This is a genomic window from Mucilaginibacter rubeus, assembly GCF_014643835.1.
In the GTDB taxonomy this organism is placed as follows: domain Bacteria; phylum Bacteroidota; class Bacteroidia; order Sphingobacteriales; family Sphingobacteriaceae; genus Mucilaginibacter; species Mucilaginibacter rubeus.
The window spans coordinates 50,066-69,195 of record NZ_BMKD01000012.1; the positions used below are offsets into that span (position 1 = coordinate 50,066).

The window sequence follows — 19,130 nt, forward strand, 5'->3', positions numbered from 1 at the left end:
CGCACATGGAAATTAAAGAGTTAACCCGCGCCGAAGAGCAGATTATGCAAGTGCTCTGGCAATTAAAAAAAGGGTATGTTAAAGACGTTATCGAACAGTTACCTGAGCCCAAGCCAGCTTACAATACGGTATCGACAATTATCCGGATCCTGGAAACAAAAGGTTTTGTTGGGCATGAAGCGTTTGGTAAAAGTCATGAGTATCACCCGGTAATCAGCAAGGAGCAATACCAGAATTTTGCTGCCGACAAATTACTGAGCGGTTATTTTGACAACTCTGTTAACCGTATGTTTTCATTTTTTGTAAAGAAAGAAAAGATCGACCTGAAAGAGGCCGATGAGATCATGAAACTGATTGAAAAATTAAAAGAAAAATAGTTATGAGCTGGTGGCAATATTTATTACTGGTAAACATATACCTGTTGCTGTTTTACGGGTTTTATGTGCTGTTGCTTCGTAAAGAAACCTTTTTTCAGCTTAACAGGCTTTACCTGGTAAGTGCCGCTTTACTATCATTTATGATACCCGTTATCCAGGCCAATTGGGTGCAAAATCTATTTATTACCCAGCAGGTAAAGTATACCCTGTACAGTAGCCCGGTATTGGTTTATCACTTTAAACCTATTGAAGAATCGCCTATTAGTATAGGGGAGGTGTTGTTTATTATATATGCGGCGGGTATCGTTTTTTTATCGCTCAGATTGATCTGGCAGTTGTTTAAGCTAAAAAAGGTGATTAGTCAGCCGCAATCACAGGTATCCTATTCCTTTTTCAAAACCGTGAAATTAAATGCCGATGGGGAGGCCAATGAAGCTATTGCCACGCATGAGGATGTACATGCCAAACAATGGCATTCGGCCGATGTGTTGCTGGTTGAACTGGTGATGATCATTAACTGGTTTAACCCGATTGTTTATTTCTATCGTCGGGCGATCAAGCATATTCACGAATTTATAGCCGACAGGCATGCTGTTGAAGCCGGTACTGATAAGGCCGATTATGCCATGCTGCTTTTAAGCCAAACATTCAATACGCCTTCACACAACTTGGTTAATTCATTTTTTAACAAAAGTTTGTTGAAAGAACGTATTATCATGTTGCAAAAAAATAAATCGCACCGCATAACGCTTATTAAATACGGACTGTCGGCCCCTCTGTTTATTTTGATGATGGTACTGTCATCAGCTACAATTAATAATAGTGATACCATTGCGGTCATCAACACTAAGGCCGATAAAGTTTTCTCGACGCCGGCCAGTAAAGTGGCGGAGATTACTATTGATGAGCCTCTTAAACTTGAAAGGCCGGTTGTAGCAGCTGATACCTCACCGGTATATACTGCGGTTGCCCGTTTGCCCGAGTTTCCGGGCGGGCTGGGGGCTTTTGGTAAATTTTTATCTACCAATATAAAATACCCTGCAACAGCCCGAGAACAAAAGATCCAGGGAAGGGTGATCATAACCTTTGTTGTTGAAAAGGATGGCACGCTTTCAAATGAAAGGATTGTAAAGGGTATTACGGATGATCTGAATAACGAAGCATTAAGGGTGATAAAACTATCGCCTAACTGGAAGCCCGGTATGCAGGGAAATCGTACGGTAAGGACTCAATATTCAGTGCCTATCAGTTTTACACTTGCTCCCAGCGATGATACGACAAAGACTACTGCACCTGTAACATTCTCAATAGCTTCGGCTCAATCAGGTTCTGATCCGGTATTTACATCAGTTGAGCAGGTGCCTGAGTTTAAGGGTGGGTTGGAAGCATTTGGAAAGTTCCTGATGACTAACCTGAGGTATCCCAAAGCCGCCCGTGATAATAATGTTCAGGGCAGGGTGGTCATAACTTTTGTTGTTGAAAAAGATGGGTCGTTATCAAACATGAAGGTTGTAAGAGGGATAGGCTCAGGTTGCGACGAAGAAGCTTTAAGAGTGCTTAGTATATCGCCGGCCTGGAAACCTGGAATTCAGAATGGCAAGCCGGTGAAAGTACAGTATTCTGTGCCGATAAGCTTTACACTGGCCGATGATAAATCTGCAAAGCCAGGCGAAAATAAAACCGGGGATGTTGTAAATCCATCTAACACTAATCGGCTAATATATGCCGGTCGGTTGGTTATTGATACTGCAAAAAAGTCAAATATAATTCTTCGCGATGGGCTCAAATACTCTAATCAGCCATTATTGATAGTTGATGGCAAAGCTCAGACAACAGATGAGATTATGCATCAACTTAATCCGGATTATATCGCCAGCATATCTGTTTTGAAAGATAAAAACGCAACTGCCATTTATGGTGAGCGGGGCGCAAACGGTGTTATACTGATCACTACCAAGGCAGAAGCAAAAAGGAAAGCCACTGAAGGGACTATCAAAGGATCTGTAATAAAGAGCAATTGATGTGAACAGCATATTGATTATGATCGCCTAAGGCAGAACAGGTTTTCTCATGCGGGGAAACCTGTTCTGCTTTAAACCGAAAGATGAAAAGCTACGTAAAACTGTTAAATTAGTCGCATGAAATGTAACCACTAATTACCGTCCCCTTCTTTTTTTGCACGCGGATATCTTCCCTTTGAAATTGGAGGATAAAACTATTGAAATGATAAAAACAGTTTAAGGATCGGTATTAGCAAGTACCAGGTATCGATTTTAACCACTGCGTTATCCTTAACTGCGAGTTGATTGTCACACAGATAAGTATTTATTCAATAATATATATATTCAGGTACCGGCTGGCCGCGATGGTGTTATCTATGTTATTATTGCCCAAAATCTCCTTTGATATTATTTATTAACTTTGTGCCTGCAAAGCATAGCCTTATATTCTCTGTAATCTGTAATGACTGAAAATCCGAACCGCGAAAATGTTGTGTCTTATTATGACGAGCACGTTAAAAACAAGCTTAATGATTATATTGTAGTTAACCCCCGTATTGAGTTTGGTTGGGAAACCATTAAACGTTTTACGCCGTCAACACCGGCCCGCATTTTGGAAGTAGGTTGTGGTATGGGCAATATCTGTTCGCGGATGCGTAAATACTGGCCCGATGCCGTTATTACTGGAATTGATATCAGCACAATGTCTATTCAGATTGCTCAAAAGCTTTTTGGCGACAGCAAGCTCAATTTTAAGGAAAGCATCCTTACCCCCGATACCTTTAATGAACAGTTTGATCTGATTGTTTTTATGGATGTGTATGAACATATAGCTGTTACAGACAGGCCTGCTGTTCATGCCGCGCTTGCAAAAATATTACGCAATAAAGGCCGCATTGTTTTAACGGTCCCTACACCGGCTAACTTAAAATGGTCGTTAGTTAATAAGCCCGAAACCATGCAGCCTGTTGATGAGCATATATCTTTTGAGGTTATTGGTAAATTGGCTGCAGATACCGGTACCGAGGTAATCCTGTACGAACTCAAAAACGTGTGGAACGTAGGCGATTATGCACACATCGTATTGGAAAAAAATGACGATTTCGAAGCCGCGTTCTTTCATCCAAAACCGGTAACCGCGTCACAACGCAGCCGAAGGATCTTTAATAAGGCGATGTATAAAATGGGCAGTTTCTTCCGCCGGTATTATGTCCGTAAAAAGTTAGGTTGAAATGAGCCAGGCGTATAATTTATGCATCATAAAGCCCAATAAGTCTGCTTTTTCCGAGACCTTTATACAAGCGCATATTGATGGCCTGGCTGGTAATAAAAAAGTTTTATACGGCGGCGCCTTTCCTGTTTATGATCATGAAGGTAAAACCCTGATCCGCTCAAAACTGGGCTTGCTGAGTTATCTCATCCAAAAAAGAATCTTTAAGAGGAAAAATATCAAGGTACGTACCTGCGCCTTGTATAAATATTTAAAAGAGCATAAAATAGATGCTGTATTTGCTGAATATGGCATGGTTGGCGCATCTGTTACTGAAGCTTGTAAATTAGCCGGAGTTCCCCTGATTATTCATTTTCATGGAGCCGATGTTTATCATCGCGATACAGTTGCTGAGTATGCCGAACTTTACCAGGATGCATTTAAGTACGCGAGTGCCTTTATTGCTGTATCGGTAGATATGGCTGCTACTTTGAAAGAAATGGGGGCTCCTGCCGATAAAGTGTTTACCGCTTCATGCGGAGTGGATACTGCTGCTTTCCCTTTACTTGATACATCAGCCTCCACTAAAGATTTTTTATTCGTAGGGCGTTTTGTTGAAAAGAAATCTCCTCAATCCTTAATTAAGGCTTTTAAAATTTTACAGGAAAAACACCCCGATGCCGGGCTGTGGATGGTTGGGGGCGGACCGCTGTTTGATGAAACCCGGGAGCTGATTGCCGATCTTGGGCTTAATGAGCAGGTTACGCTTACCGGGGTATTAAAGCCTGAAGAAATACGCACGTTAATGAAAACCATGCGGGCATTTGTACAACACTCGGTTACAGCGGCCAATGGCGACAAAGAAGGTACCCCGGTTACCGTGCTCGAAGCATCGTCATCAGGTTTGCCGGTAGTTTCAACCCGCCATTCGGGAATCAAGGAAGCTGTTATTGATGGCGAGACAGGCTTTTTGGTTGATGAATACAATATAGCCGGAATGGCCGAAAGAATGAGCATCCTTGCGGAATCGGTTGAATTATCCGTGCAAATGGGTAAAGCGGCGCGGAACCACATGATTAATAATTATGATATTCACATGCGCATCGCTTTGCTTGATCATATTATCCAAAGCAGCATCAGCAATAACAAAATTAAATGAACCTATTACAAAAACAGGGATTTTTTAACAGCCTCATATTGTATGCGGGAGTTGCTTTAGGTTTCTTTAACCTTATCATTCTTTTTCAGCGGATCCTTACCACAGAAGAGATCGGTTTTTTTATTTTAATGGGGACTATATCGCTGCTTTATGCACAGTTTGCAGGATTAGGTATTGGTAATATCATTCTTAAATATTTCCCTTACTATCGCAGCGACGATAAAAAACATGGCGGTTTCGCATCTTTTGTTACTGTTTGGAGCCTGATAGGTTTTGCGATCTTCACGGTGCTTTTTGTAGTTTTTAAGGATTTTATTATTAGTTACTATAAGAATAAGAATGGAGCTCCGCTACTGATCAGGTATTTCTATTACCTTATTCCTTTGTCATTTTTTACGCTGGTATTTTCTGTTCTGGAAAACCTGGCGCTTACGGTATTTAAAAATGTACTTTCTTCCTTTTTGCGCGAAGTAGGGTTACGTTTGTTCACAACTGCGGGCGTTTTGCTCATAGCCATTAAGCTGGTTGATTATCATGTTTTTTTGATGATATATATAACAGCTAACCTGGTGGCTGTATTGGTGTTGCTTGCCTATATTAGCAAAGGCCGGCACTTTAAGTTTTCGACTGTTGGTGCTCAGCTGCTAAGCGAAAGAAAAACGTTTTTGAGCTATGGCATTTTTACGGTATTAAGTGGCAGCTCCTTTGTAATGATCCAGAACCTTGATACCCTGATGCTGAGCATGCTTACCAAAGAGTCATTTAGTTATGTAGGTATTTATGGTACGTTTTTCGCCATTGCGGTAGTGATAAGTTTACCGGCCAAGGCATTGAGCCGCACCTCACTGCAGATCATAGCCCAGTCATGGGTTACTAATGATCTGGCCAAGATTGGTAAAATTTATTACAAAACATCAGTAGTACAAATGCTTATCGGCTGCCTGCTTTTCATAGGCTTGGTTATTAACAGGTCGTTTATTATAATGTTGTTACATAAACCTGAGTACGCCAATTATTTCAATGTATTTATTATAGTGGGCGTGGCCTTTCTGGTTGATATGACAGGAGGGTTAAATGGCTACATCATGAATGTGTCTAAATATTACAAGCTTACCACTGTTTTTATTGTTTCGGGGGTGGTTTTTTGTGTGCTGTCAAATTTGGTCCTGATACCTATGTTAGGCATGATGGGTGCTGCCTTATCATACCTGATCACCATGTTTGTACTAAACTTTGCTTATTGGCTGTTTGTTAAAATTAAGTTTAACCTGCAGCCTCTTGCAATGGCACACGTATATATATTATTGATCTTTACGGTTTGCCTGCTTATCGGGCTTTATCTTCCGTCATTAAAGAATGTATTTGCAGATATGATTTACAGATCGGTTATCGTGGGCGTGGTGTACGTGTTTTTGGCATATATTTTAAAAATTTCAGAAGATATTAATATAGTATTTGATCGCATCCTGAAAAAGGTATGAGTTAAGTTATATTAATTGCTATAGTATTCCAGGCCTTTATATAGTTTTATTGCCGCCGCGTTCACAATAATATTGCCGTTTATGTTATTAGCCGGGCTGCATTTACCGTTTATGCTTAATTAAATAAAACCGCTACCGGCGCAGGTTGCCCTTCATCAGGCCCTTATCCAATGTGTTTCCTGTAAATTGGGGCTATTAATAATTCATAGTTTTTCACATCATACACTAAACTGATACGGGTTTGCACTCACCTTTAAAAGGTAAAATTTGTAACAGCTTCAATTGCAGTAAAGCTTAGTTTGAAATTTTTTGATAATGTGAACATTATAATTAATTATATCGTAGAAGGGCTTAGGATACCGTTGTAATATAACGTTATTAATAAACCTGGATTAACAATAAAATAATTAATTAACATAACTGATTGGGTCAACTTAACGCTGGTTGGCGTTGAAACCGTTTGATTAGTGATTAAATATTTTGAAAGTTTAGTAATATGAAAGATAATTATTATCATTATCCGTTAATTTAAGCTATGCACCCTAAACCTGCACTTCTATATAAAATAGTATTATGGGCAATATTTTGCCTGTTTTTTCTCCCGTCCGCTGGTTTTAGCCGGGCATTTGAAACCCCATTGCCTGTTAACACGGAGCCGCGGTCTGTTGAACCACGGTTTACTACATACCATATTACGGTTGCCCCGCTGCAGGCAATTACCATTTGCTCCGCTGCTGCTGCTGTACTTAACGGCGATATAAAAAACCCCGTGCCCGACAGTTATCTATGGCAAATAAATAACAACGGGAACTGGGTAAATGCACCGTCGGCAAATACTCAAAAAGATTATATCACATCTTCGTTAACAAATACATCTGCTTCGAGTATTGTATACAGCCTTCGCCGCAGGATCTCTACCGCCGGCGTAGTAGATTATGATTCTTATTATGATGTTACCGTAAGGCCGATAGCAGCGGTAAACAACAATACGATAGTAGCGCCAGCTGTTACCCAATTTTGTTCAACTGGCAATCCGGGGGCTATTACGGGTAGTGTGCCCGGGGGGGGCGATGGTACTTTTTCATATCAATGGCAGTCATCCACAGATAACGCAACATTTAATGATATTCCGGGTGCTGTATCAAAAAACTATGACCCGCCGGTCTTAAAAAATGATACTTATTATCGCCGTATGGTTTCTTCCGGGGCATGTACAACTCCGGCGCTTAGTAATGTGGTGCTCCTTAAGGTTTCAACACCCCCACCTCCTCCATCGCCTGCAGCGTCAACAATAACCATTTGCCAGGGAACCCCGGCTACATTGACAGTTGCCTCGCCGCAGGCCGGGTTTACGTATAACTGGTATGATTCGTCGACTAAAATCACGGTGCTTGCTACAGGTACCTCATACACTACTCCTGTTTTAAACGCAGGAAAAAATTATTATGTCGAAGCATCAAACGGCACTTGCGGCAGCCAGTTAGCAACAATACAGGTAAAGGTTACCCTGGCGCCTGCTGTGCCTCAGTTTTCTCAAACAACGGTTACAGCCTGTATGGGCTCAACAGTGACACTCAGTGTACAAAATTCGCAAAGCGGTGTTATTTATAACTGGTATAGTACTGCAACTGATGCCAATATTTTGCATACCGGCAGTACTTTCGTATTGCAAAATGTAACATCAGCGATAACTTATTATGTAGAGGGACTTAGTTCAACAGGTTGCAGTTCTACATCACGCGGAAAGATAAGTTTAACTGTTAAGCCCGTGATAGCGGTAACCAATAATCAGATCACAGCCCCCACAGTTACTGATTTTTGTGTAACCGGTAACCCTTCGGCAATTACGGGCAGCACGCCTGCCGGTGGTGACGGTACTTTTTCATACCAATGGCAGTCATCTGCCGATAATATAACCTTTGCTAATATTGCCGGGGCCACATCAAAAAGCTATGACCCGCCGGTATTAAGCAAGGGCGCTTACTACCGCCGTATAGTATCATCAGGTACCTGTACAACCCCAATGGTAAGTAATGTGATCAGTGTTCAGGTTTTAACACCTCCGCCTGCACCGTCGCCCGTAGCATCGGGCCTAACCATTTGCCAGGGAACCGCAGCCACGTTAACGATTAGTTCGCCGCAGGCCGGGTTAACTTACAACTGGTATGATTCGCCTGCTAAAACTACAATACTTGCCACGGGTACTACCTACAAAACACCCGTTTTAAACGCAGGCAAAAGTTATTATGTTGAGGCATCTAACAGCGCCTGCAGCAGTCCTTTAACAACAATACAGGTAACTGTTTCGCCATTGCCGGCGGTGCCGCAATTTACACAAAGCACCGTTAGCGTTTGCTCCGGCTCCGCAACAACAATTACCATACAAAACGCGCAAAGCGGTATTGTTTATAACTGGTACGGCAGCGCCACCGATGCTAACATTTTACATACCGGAACCAGTTATACAATTAGCAACGTAACAGCGGCAACAGCCTATTATGTACAGGCTGTTAACGCTGCAGGGTGCGGTTCTTCGGCCCGGGGGACGGTTAGCGTAGCTATCATTCCGTTGCCGGTGGTTACAGTAAGCAGTTCGGGCACTTCTGTTTGCCCGGGCACCAGTGCCACATTAACCGCGTCCGCATCAGGCGGGGCAGTTATTTCCTGGTATGATGCACCGACCGGTGGAAACCTGCTTGCTCAGGGCAATACATATGTTACGGCTAACTTAACATCGGCAAAAAATTATTATCTGGAAGCGACCAACAACACCGGGTGCAACAGCAGCGGAAGAGTTACAGTGCAGGTACAGATGACCAAGCCGCTTGATGCGCCGGTGGTAACGGTTGGCGAAGTTACCTCATCGAGCGTAGCTTTTGAGTGGAGCGCGGTAAGTGGCGCTACCAGTTACCTGGTAAGTACCAACAATGGTTTAACCTATACCGCGCCAAGTTCGGGCAGTAACGGTTTAACGCATAAAGTGAGCGGCCTTGGCTTAAACAAATCAGTGACCATCACAGTGAAGGCTTTGGGAGCATCGTCATGTACGCTTAGCGGGGCTTCGGTCGCGGTTACCGCCGCCACCATCGATAATAACAATGTAATATATGTAGCCAACAACTTTACCCCCAATGGCGACGGAAATAACGATATTATTTATGCACATGGAAAAAATATAAAAACACTTTCCTTTAATGTGTATGACCAATGGGGACAATTGGTTTTTACATCAACCGATGTTAACAAAGGATGGGATGGTTATTATAAAGGCTCATTGATGCCCGTGGGTGTATACGTATACTATTTAAAAGCGGCAATGAATAACGGGGCGGAATTGAATAAAAAAGGAACAATTACGCTATTAAGATGAAGAAACTACTACTCATTATTACAATAGCGCTGCAGTTTGCAGTTGCGGGAACGGTGAAGGCGCAGGTTGATCCGCATTTTTCACAGTATTACGCTTACCCGCTTTGGCTCAACCCTGCGCTTACGGGCGTTTTTGACGGCGATACGCGCTTATCTGCCAACTACAGGGACCAGTGGGCAAACATCAACAATGGCTACCGCACAGCAGGTGTATCGGCCGATTTCAAGCCAACCGATAAAGTGGGCATCGGCCTTAATATCCTTGATCAAAAAGCAGGCACTGCCGGGTACAATTACTTTACAGCTTATGGTTCATTCGGTTATGGCATAACGCTGTCAGGTGATGGTAATCAGCGGCTGCATTTCGGTTTGCAGGCGGGTGTTATCAGCCGTAGTTTTGATCCGGGTAAGCTCCAGTCTGATAACCAGTACGACCCGAACAGCGGCTTCGACCCTACATTGCCCAATTTCGAAAATTTTGGTTATTCATCAAAAACGGTATTTGATGCAGGCGCAGGTATCTATTACTATAACGCCGCCCCAATGAATAAAGCCAATTTGTTTGGCGGACTTAGTATTAACCATATCAATGATGTAACAGATCCATTTGCCGCGGGTGGTATAGCCAGCAAATTGCCTATGCGGTTTACTGCGCATGGCGGTGTCCGTATAAAAGCGTCTGATTTTTTTGACCTGATCCCGAACGCAGTTTACGTTAAACAAGGCAAAGGCGAGATCAAAGCTTTCGGACTATATTCTGAACTTAAGTTTGCCGATGATAACGGCCTGGTACTCGGTGGTATGGTCCGGGTACAGGATGCTGCAATTGCCAACGTTGGTTACCATATCCGCAGGATGGTGATTGGTGCCAGTTATGATTTTAATACTTCAGGGCTTCGCGCGGTTACATCAGGCCGCGGCGGTTTTGAACTATCAATAAGCTATATATTTAGTCGCTACACTGATTCCCCGGCCCCAATTTGCCCAAGGATATAATATGAAAAAACTATTACCCTATTTCTTACTATTGTTTTTTCCGTTGGTTTCATTTGGACAGGCGAAAAACTACAGGGCACTGGCCGACACTGCCTTTAACAGGCATGAGTACTATACTGCCGCCTATTATTACAAGCATATTGCCGATGGTACAACCGATGAGCCAAAAAGCAATCTGCCGCGTTCATCAGCAGTAAAAAAAATCAATTCAAAAAAGGCTGAGTCTAATCAATACATCATTTATCGCCTGGCCGAATCATACCGCCTGTATAAAGATTATACTGATGCTACCATTTGGTATGCCCAATTGGCTAAGGAAGCACCAACTGCCCAATATCCGTTAGTACCGCTTTGGTACGGCATCTGCCTGCAGGCAAACGGGAAGTATAATGAAGCTTTGGTCCAGTTAAAGCAGTTTGCAGACAACGCTCCCGATCCGCAGTATGCCGCTCTCGCTAAAAAAGAAATAATCTCGTGCGAATATGCCTTGAAGCAATTGGGACACCCGCGCGCCGTTGATGTATCGGCTTTAGTGTTCTTAAATAAAGACCAGGGCGACTACGCCCTTACCGTTAACCTGGGCAGGTATTGGTTTACCTCATCACGCCTGGTTGATAAGGATAAGTTTTATACCAACAGGGTTTATAGTTCGGCCATCCTCGATTCAACTAAAGCGCTTGCCACAAACTTTAACGCGTTTGATAAAGAGGGGCAAATTGAATATGCTACACCTGCGCTTGATGGTACCGGCACCAGGATGTACCTTACCCGCTGGTATAAAAAGAACGGGAAAACAGTATCTGCCATTTATTTTAGTCAACTGGTAAACAGCATATGGCAGCAGCCGGTAAGGCTGAATAATACTGTTAATGCCGAAGGCTATAATTCCAAACACCCTTTTGTTAGCGCTGATGGCCGGCGATTGTTTTTCTCATCCGACAGGCCCGGCGGTGAAGGCGGCGACGACATTTGGGAAAGTAACCTTGATGATGCCGGGCAGCCGAAAACTGTAAGTAACCTGGGCGATGCGGTAAACACAGCATATGATGAACAGTCGCCATATTATGACCAGGCCGATAAAGTGTTGTTTTTTAGCTCGAATGGTTTTACCGGTATGGGCGGCTTTGATGTTTACCGCAGCGAAGGAGATTTTGGTCGTTGGTCGGCCCCGGTTAATTTAGGTTACCCGGTTAACTCATCTAAAGACGACTTGTACTACAGCCTTGATCCAACCAATCCAAATAAATTCTACCTGAGTTCGGCACGCGGCTCTGACTGCTGCTTAAGCCTGTTTACCGGGCAGTATAAGTTTTTATATATCAGTGGCCGTGTAATTGATTGCCGCACTAATGGTGGTATGGCAGGGGCAAGGGTGATCCTTAAAGATCCGGACGTGAAAATGGGTTTGGCTGTTAAAGTAACCGATGCCAAAGGCGATTATGTTTTCCAGGTAAAGGAAAAACTGCCAAGGTATAAACTGGAGATTTCGCAAAAGGGATACTTTACCAAAGTTATTCCTGCACCGATAGTAAAGCCGGGTATTGACACGCTCATTAACCCCGAAATTTGCTTGCAGAATTATAAGATCAATGTTCAGATAACCATCGAGAATATTTATTTTGATTTTGGTAACGCCCATCTCCGGTCCGAATCATTTGATACGCTGGATAAGCTGGTTGCCATCATGAATGATAACCCTAAAATTAAGATCGAACTTGGTTCGCATACCGATGGGATAGGCACCGACGCCGCGAATATGAAGTTGTCGCAGGCCCGTGCGGAGGCTTGTGTTGATTACCTGTTACTGCAAGGCATTAAATCCGCGCGTATTACTGCGCGCGGCTATGGCAAAAGAATGCCCGTTGCCCCAAACAAATTACCAAATGGCAAGGATAACCCTGCAGGCAGACAGCTTAACCGTCGTACTACATTTACGGTAAAATCGGCAGAATAAAAACAAATTATTTTATTTGTTTGCAATCGGAAGGTTATGGTATAATTTTGCCTTGCAAATTAAATGCCCCACTTGATGCAAGGTATTTAATTTCAATACCTGATCTGCTGAAATCATACCATGCAAAATCTTGCCCCGATAGCTCTTTTTGTTTATAACCGGCCCGACCATACCCGCCGTACCATCAGTTATTTGCAGCAAAATTTGCTGGCCGATGAGTCGCGCCTGTACATTTTTTGCGATGCAGCCAAAACCGACGCCGATAAGCCAAAGGTTGAGCAGGTGAGGCAACTGGTAAAAGATGTAAGCGTTTTTAAATCGGTGAAAATTATTTTGCGTAATCATAATCTAGGTCTGGCCGAATCCATCATCAGCGGGGTAACACAGTTGGTGTATGAATATGGTAAAGTGATTGTTTTTGAAGACGATCTGTTATCTTCCCCATATACCCTGCAGTATTTTAATGACGCATTAACAAAATATGCAAACCAGGAACAGGTAATGCATATCGGCGCCTATATGTACAATTTGCATGACAAAAAACTGCCCGAAACATTCTTTTATCGGGCAGCCACCAGCTGGGGCTGGGCAACCTGGGCCCGTGCCTGGAAAAACTTTGAACCCGATGTTGATAAGCTGATTGCTCAGTTTGATACGCTGAAAATAGCCCGGTTTTCGATAGAAGGCAAAATGAATTTTTGGAAGCAGATAGAGCAGTTTAAGGCCGGTAAAAATAATTCATGGGCCATTCGCTGGTATGCCTCTATCTTTTTGAAGAACGGATTGACACTGAACCCTTCACAGTCGCTTATTCAAAACATAGGTCATGATGGTACTGGCGTACACTCCAATAAAGAAGATATGTACCATGTGCAAATGGCACGCAAACAGGTAATGCAATTTCCCGACACCATAGAGGAGAATGAAGAGGCTTATAAAGCCATCAAAAATTTCCTGGCAAACAGAAAGGGCACCTTGCTGCAGCGGATCAGAAGGTTCGTGAAGCAGCAGATGGGACGATAAGCTATTTAAGGCGTTTACAGCGCAAATGTATAGATGTATGTGATGCCTCTCTGCGTGGAAATAATCAATTTGAATTCTTCGCTTAAACCGGAAAGCAGAATTTTCCCATCAACACAGCCGGGTTTGTTCCGATCCTGATCGGCGCACCGCATAAAGCTTCATTACCTAATAAAGCAAATAATATAGCTTCTTTGGCATCGGGGTTAATCCCCAGTAAACTGCTATCCTCTATCGCAGCTTGGGGCAATAGTTTTTTTAATTCCCCAATAACAAATGGATTTCGCGCCCCGCCGCCGCTGGTAAAAATTTTAACATGATCCCCTGCGATATTTTCCTTAACAAAACCGGCTATAGATGCCGCTGTGAAGGCACTTAGGGTACAAATAAGATCTTCACCACTAATCTTCACGGTACCTGACCGTTGCTGTGCTTCAGCAACCATGGCAAGGTTGAACAGTTCTGGTCCGGTGGTTTTAGGGCCTTTTTCATCAAAAAACGAATGGGAGAGGAGCGCCGTTAATAGATCTTTATTTACCCGCCCCTTGTAAGCGATGACCGAATCCTCATCAAAAGGCTTATCAAAATATTTTCGGCAGGCAGCATCGATGAGTGTATTGCCGGGGCCAATATCTGTGCAGAGCACGCGGTTAAAATCACCGTCGCCAGGAAGCCAGGTTAAATTAGCAATGCCTCCTATGTTTAACAGCACCCGGTTTTGGCCGGTTTTATTGCCCAATAATACATCACCATATAAAGCCAGCGGAGCGCCTTCTCCTCCGGCAGCAATATGCTTCTGCCTGAAATCGCTGATGGTTAGTATGCCGGTTTTTACGGCGATATGGTCGCCGTCGCCAATTTGCAGAGTGGCGTTAGGGTAGTTTTTATGCTGATGTAATCGCTGGGGGGCATGGTAAATAGTTTGACCATGACTGGCGATAAAATCAACCTCTTGCGGGTCGGCTTTCCATTGACCAAGTGCCTGCAATATCAGTTCGGCGTGATAGCTGCCGATATAAGCGTTAAGTAAAGTTATCTTTTCCAGATCCGCATTACGCCGGGCAAATACCTGCTGAACTTCCAGCTTAAAGTCATCCGGATAGGGGATTGTGATAAATTGTACCAGCTCAAAATGAGTGCTTAAACCATTACCGGTAAATTTGCACAGGGCAATGTCAAGCCCATCCAATGAGGTACCAGACATTAGGCCGATGCCCGTTTTTGATGGTTTTTGAGCGATGCTAAACAGGTGCTGAAGGTTATGGTTCAATGCTATCATGGGCTTAATTTACTATTTGTACGGCAACCCGCAAAAGTTGGGCAAATGCATTTAATATTTTAGTGGCGATGATTTGTTGTTAATATAGCAACGAAATAAGATAATGATATTGGCAAACTATCAGTATCAAATGATACTTGTTTTATGGCCTGATGCCGGTTAAACGGGCCAGGTTTCATTAGCACTTGCTTTTGTCAATAACAGGGGTAAACGTTTGGATGTGTTAATTGCTCGAAATTATCAGTTTAGTGTAACCCATAGTTGTGTTTAAATTATTGACTATTAATGATTTGTATTTTAAATATTTGAAATGTGTTAACCCGTGTTAACCCCATTAGGATGGGTTTACACTACCGCAAAAGTTAAAATAATAATGGCACTATGTAAATATCTGATATATTTGTTTTGAACAACTAACCTCATTTTCATTTCCTAAGATTCATGGCACGATTAAATTTATTGGAAGAGACACGTTACGAGAAGTTACCGGTAAGCGTATACAACAACCAGCAGGAAGCCTCGGTAGCGGTAGCGAACCGGATAGCAGATCTGATCCGCACAAAACAAGCTAAAGGCGAAAAAGCGGTATTGGGACTTGCCACCGGTGTAACCCCGATAGGAGTATATGCCGAACTGGTAAGGCAGCACAAAGAAGCAGGCTTGAGCTTTAAGAATGTGATCACTTTCAACCTGGATGAGTACTACCCGATGAAGCCCACAGCAGCGCAAAGCTATGTGACTTTTATGTATGAAAACCTGTTCAGCCATATTGATATAGATAAAGCCAATGTGCACATCCCGGATGGCACGCTGGATAAAGAAGCCGTAGCAGGCTACTGCCTGGCTTATGAAAAGCAGATAGAAGGATTGGGTGGCTTAGACCTTCAGATCCTGGGTATCGGTCGTACAGGCCACATCGGCTTCAACGAGCCGGGATCTGCGCCAAACTCAGGCACAAGGATGGTAACGCTTGACGACCTGACCAGGAGTGATGCTTCAAGAGATTTTGGTGGTAAGGCGAATGTGCCAACCAAGGCGATCACGATGGGGATCGGTACCATCTTCAAGGCCAGGGAAATCATCCTGATGGCCTGGAACAAGAAGAAAGCGCCAATCATCAAGAAAGCGGTAGAAGGGGAGATTTCGGGCGAAGTACCTGCAACTTACCTGCAATTATCACAACATGTGGAGTTTGTACTGGATGCAGATGCCGCATCAGAACTGACCCGGTTTGATACCCCGTGGCTGGTAAAAGATTGTGTGTGGGATAACCAGTTAAAGAAAAAGGCTGTGATCTGGTTGGCGAATGAGGTTAACAAACCGGTACTGAAACTAACCGAAGAAGATTACAATAACCACGGCATGGCGCAGCTGGCAGTAGAGCAGGGCCCTGTATATAATATCAACATTGATATCTTTAACCAGATTCAGCATACCATTACCGGCTGGCCGGGCGGTAAACCTGATGCGGATGATTCGCAAAGGCCGGAAAGGGCATTGCCTGCTAAAAAACGCTCTATTATCTTTTCACCGCACCCTGATGATGACGTGATCTCGATGGGCGGTACATTTATCCGTTTGGTAGACCAGGGGCATGATGTACACGTAGCTTACCAAACATCAGGCAATACCGCCGTTTGGGATGATGACGTGCTAAGGTACATGGAGTTTGCTATCGATTTCACAAAGAGCATCGGCGAAGACACCGCTCATCTTCAAAAGTCATATGAAGATATGCGTGCCTTCTTCCCAGCCAAACAACCAAACGAAATTGATACCCAGGAAATCAGAAACGTAAAAGGCTTCATCCGGAAAACGGAAGCGATTTCAGGCGCAAGATACGCAGGCTTACAGGATGATCATATCCACTTCATGGCACTGCCGTTTTACGAAACCGGTAAAACGAAGAAGAACTCGGTAGGTGAGGAAGATATTCAATTAACCATCGACCTGCTTCAAAAAGTAAAACCACAGCAGATCTTTGCTGCCGGTGATTTTGCCGATCCTAATGGTACGCACTTAGTATGCTTCAAAATCATCTTAGCTGCACTGGAAAGATTGAAAGGTAAAGAAGCCTGGGTAGAAGACTGCTGGCTGTGGATGTACCGTGGTGCATGGCACGAGTTTGAAACACATGAGATAGAGATGGCGGTACCATTGTCGCCGCAGGAGGTGATCAGGAAACGTAATGCGATCTTCAAACACCAGTCGCAAAAAGACAGGCCTGTATTCCCGGGTGATGATGCAAGGGAGTTTTGGGTAAGGGCAGAAGACCGCACCCGTGACACGGCCCATCGCTACGACCGCCTTGGCCTTGCGGAATATGAGGCTATGGAGGCGTTTAAACGATATATGTTTTAAGGATTTATAGAACCTCATTGTCTTGTGGAAGCAGGCAATGGGGTAATAATTGAAGGCCATGTGCGATTCCCTCCCTTGGGAGGGTGTAGGGAGGGGTTTCATCGATTAGCCTTGTTTTTGACAGGGTGTATAAACCCCTCCCTGCCAATGCACATTCCAAACGCACCCCTCCCAAGGAGGGAATTTCTTTAATGTAGCCTATGACCTCAACCATAACCGAAAAACCAAAACGCCTTCTTTCCCTTGATGTATTCCGGGGCATTACCATCGCCATGATGATCCTCGTCAATGACCCTGGCGATTGGGGGCATATCTATGCACCGCTTGAACATTCTAAATGGAACGGTTGTACACCTACCGACCTGGTTTTTCCTTTCTTTTTGTTTATGGTTGGCGTATCGGTTATATATGCCATGGAAAGTAAAAAGGCTACGGTATCGCACAGTAAACTAATCCTGAAGGCGCTGCGCCGTACCATGATCCTGCTGCTGATCCCCTGGATAACTCAACTGACCTTGCACCCCGATACAGGGCTGGCTCATTTACGTTTGCCGGGTGTGTTGCCGCGCATAGCCCTGGTGTATTTCATCAGCACAGTACTTTATCTCAAAACATCACAAAAAACGCGCGACTGGATTTTTGCCGGAGCGCTTATAGGTTATTTTATCATCATGACCTTTATCCCTGTACCGGGTGTAGGCTATGCCAATCTTGAGCCTGAAACCAATATGGGGGCATGGATAGACAGGCTGGTATTTACGCCCGATCACCTCTGGCGCGAATCGCATACCTGGGACCCGGAAGGTTTGCTGGGGACTATTCCCGCCGTTGCCACAGCCTTGTTTGGCATTAGGGTGGGCAGCTGGCTAAAACGTAAAGACCGCGATGACAATATCAAAACTAACTGGATGTTTGTTTACGGAATAATCGCGGTTATAGCAGGCTTGTTCTGGGATTTGTTTTTTCCTATTAACAAAGCCTTGTGGACAAGTTCCTTTGTGCTTTATACCGGCGGCCTGGCAACCATTGGGCTGGCTTTATGCTACTGGCTTATTGACATACAAGGGTACAAACGCTTTACTTATCCCTTTGTGGTATTTGGTACTAATGCTATAACAGCATATGTGCTGTCGGGCTTTATACCGCATTATATGGGGATGATTAAAATAAACGGTTCATCCATCTATCAAACATTTTTTGCTCCTTATTTTTCACCTGTAAATGCTTCATTGATAAGTGCTATATTTACAGTGCTCATTTTATGGGTGGTGATGTGGGTGTTCTACATCAAAAAGATCTTTATCAAAATTTAATATGAACCTAAAACTTAAACTTATCGCATTAACAGGAATCACCCTGTTTTCTTTTTCAAGCTTAAAAGCGCAAACAACCACTCAAACTATTACCCAATCACATTTAAAGGCCGCTGAGCAATTGTTAGTTTCTATTGGCATAGATAAACAGTTTGGCGGAATGATGGATAATATCATTAACTCCACAAGTAGTCAAATGCCTGCAGAGCAGCGTGCCAAATTCATTGATGTGATGAAAACCTTTATGAGCAAATACTTTACCTGGGATTTGCTTAAAGATAAGATGGCAGCTATTTATGCTGAAGAATTTACTGAAGATGAACTTAATCAGATTTCTGTGTTTTATAGCTCACCGATAGGGCAAAAAGTAAGCTCAAAATTGCCTGCGTTAATGCAAAGGGGGATGATGGTTGGCCAGAATGCGGTTGCAGAACATAAAGACGAACTGACGCAAATGATGCAGGATGCTTTTGGTTCTTCTAACCAGGCTCCGGCTAATCAGCCTCCCGCTAAAAAGCCAGCCTCAAAATCAGCTACAAAACATTAATTTTCATAACAATACTTTGTAACTAAGATTTTCGTTTTGCATCTTAGTACCCTGACTATTTAAA

13 protein-coding genes are annotated in these 19,130 nt (G+C 43.5%); 12 read left to right on the top strand and 1 reads right to left on the bottom strand.

Translation table 11 applies throughout. The features are described from left to right. Nucleotides 1-5: 5 nt before the first annotated feature. The 9 genes from IEX80_RS26565 (at nt 6) to IEX80_RS26605 (ending at nt 13,569) form a co-directional block, all read left to right on the top strand. A complete protein-coding gene (locus tag IEX80_RS26565) occupies nt 6-377 on the top strand; it encodes a BlaI/MecI/CopY family transcriptional regulator (protein ID WP_188834694.1) in 372 nt (123 codons plus the stop codon). 2 nt (nt 378-379) lie between these two features. Then, nucleotides 380-2,398, top strand: a complete 2,019-nt coding sequence (locus IEX80_RS26570; RefSeq protein WP_188834695.1) for a M56 family metallopeptidase — start codon at nt 380-382, stop codon at nt 2,396-2,398. Between the two features lie 442 nt (nt 2,399-2,840). After that, a complete protein-coding gene (locus tag IEX80_RS26575; protein WP_188834696.1) occupies nt 2,841-3,608 on the top strand; it encodes a class I SAM-dependent methyltransferase in 768 nt (255 codons plus the stop codon). 1 nt (nt 3,609) lies between these two features. Beyond that, nucleotides 3,610-4,746, top strand: coding sequence for a glycosyltransferase (locus IEX80_RS26580; RefSeq protein ID WP_188834697.1), 1,137 nt, complete (start codon nt 3,610-3,612; stop codon nt 4,744-4,746). Further along, nucleotides 4,743-6,227: an oligosaccharide flippase family protein gene (locus IEX80_RS26585; RefSeq protein ID WP_188834698.1), complete on the top strand. Its 1,485-nt coding sequence runs from the start codon at nt 4,743-4,745 to the stop codon at nt 6,225-6,227. The genes IEX80_RS26580 and IEX80_RS26585 overlap by 4 nt, the downstream gene beginning before the upstream one ends. A gap of 535 nt (nt 6,228-6,762) precedes the next feature. Then, nucleotides 6,763-9,597 carry a T9SS type B sorting domain-containing protein gene (locus IEX80_RS26590; RefSeq protein WP_188834699.1) on the top strand — a complete coding sequence of 945 codons (2,835 nt, stop codon included), beginning with the start codon at nt 6,763-6,765 and terminating at the stop codon, nt 9,595-9,597. Continuing rightward, entirely contained in the window at nt 9,594-10,592 is a 999-nt protein-coding gene (locus tag IEX80_RS26595) for a PorP/SprF family type IX secretion system membrane protein (RefSeq protein WP_188834700.1), read from the top strand. Before IEX80_RS26590 ends, IEX80_RS26595 begins: the two co-directional genes overlap by 4 nt. Before the next feature lies 1 nt (nt 10,593). Beyond that, nucleotides 10,594-12,546, top strand: coding sequence for an OmpA family protein (locus tag IEX80_RS26600; protein ID WP_090534700.1), 1,953 nt, complete (start codon nt 10,594-10,596; stop codon nt 12,544-12,546). Between the two features lie 120 nt (nt 12,547-12,666). After that, entirely contained in the window at nt 12,667-13,569 is a 903-nt protein-coding gene (locus tag IEX80_RS26605; protein ID WP_188834701.1) for a glycosyltransferase family protein, read from the top strand. A gap of 82 nt (nt 13,570-13,651) precedes the next feature. Here IEX80_RS26605 and IEX80_RS26610 read toward each other — a convergent pair whose 3' ends face one another. Then, nucleotides 13,652-14,845: an anhydro-N-acetylmuramic acid kinase gene (locus tag IEX80_RS26610; protein ID WP_229701774.1), complete on the bottom strand. Its 1,194-nt coding sequence runs from the start codon at nt 14,843-14,845 to the stop codon at nt 13,652-13,654. A gap of 441 nt (nt 14,846-15,286) precedes the next feature. Between IEX80_RS26610 and nagB the strand changes: the two genes are divergently transcribed. The 3 genes from nagB (at nt 15,287) to IEX80_RS26625 (ending at nt 19,066) form a co-directional block, all read left to right on the top strand. Further along, nucleotides 15,287-17,206: a glucosamine-6-phosphate deaminase gene (gene nagB / locus IEX80_RS26615; protein WP_188834702.1), complete on the top strand. Its 1,920-nt coding sequence runs from the start codon at nt 15,287-15,289 to the stop codon at nt 17,204-17,206. 200 nt (nt 17,207-17,406) lie between these two features. Next, complete coding sequence (locus IEX80_RS26620) at nt 17,407-18,519, top strand: acyltransferase family protein (protein WP_188834703.1); 1,113 nt, start codon at nt 17,407-17,409, stop codon at nt 18,517-18,519. A 1-nt stretch (nt 18,520) separates the two neighbouring features. Beyond that, entirely contained in the window at nt 18,521-19,066 is a 546-nt protein-coding gene (locus IEX80_RS26625; RefSeq protein WP_188834704.1) for a DUF2059 domain-containing protein, read from the top strand. Nucleotides 19,067-19,130: the final 64 nt, after the last annotated feature.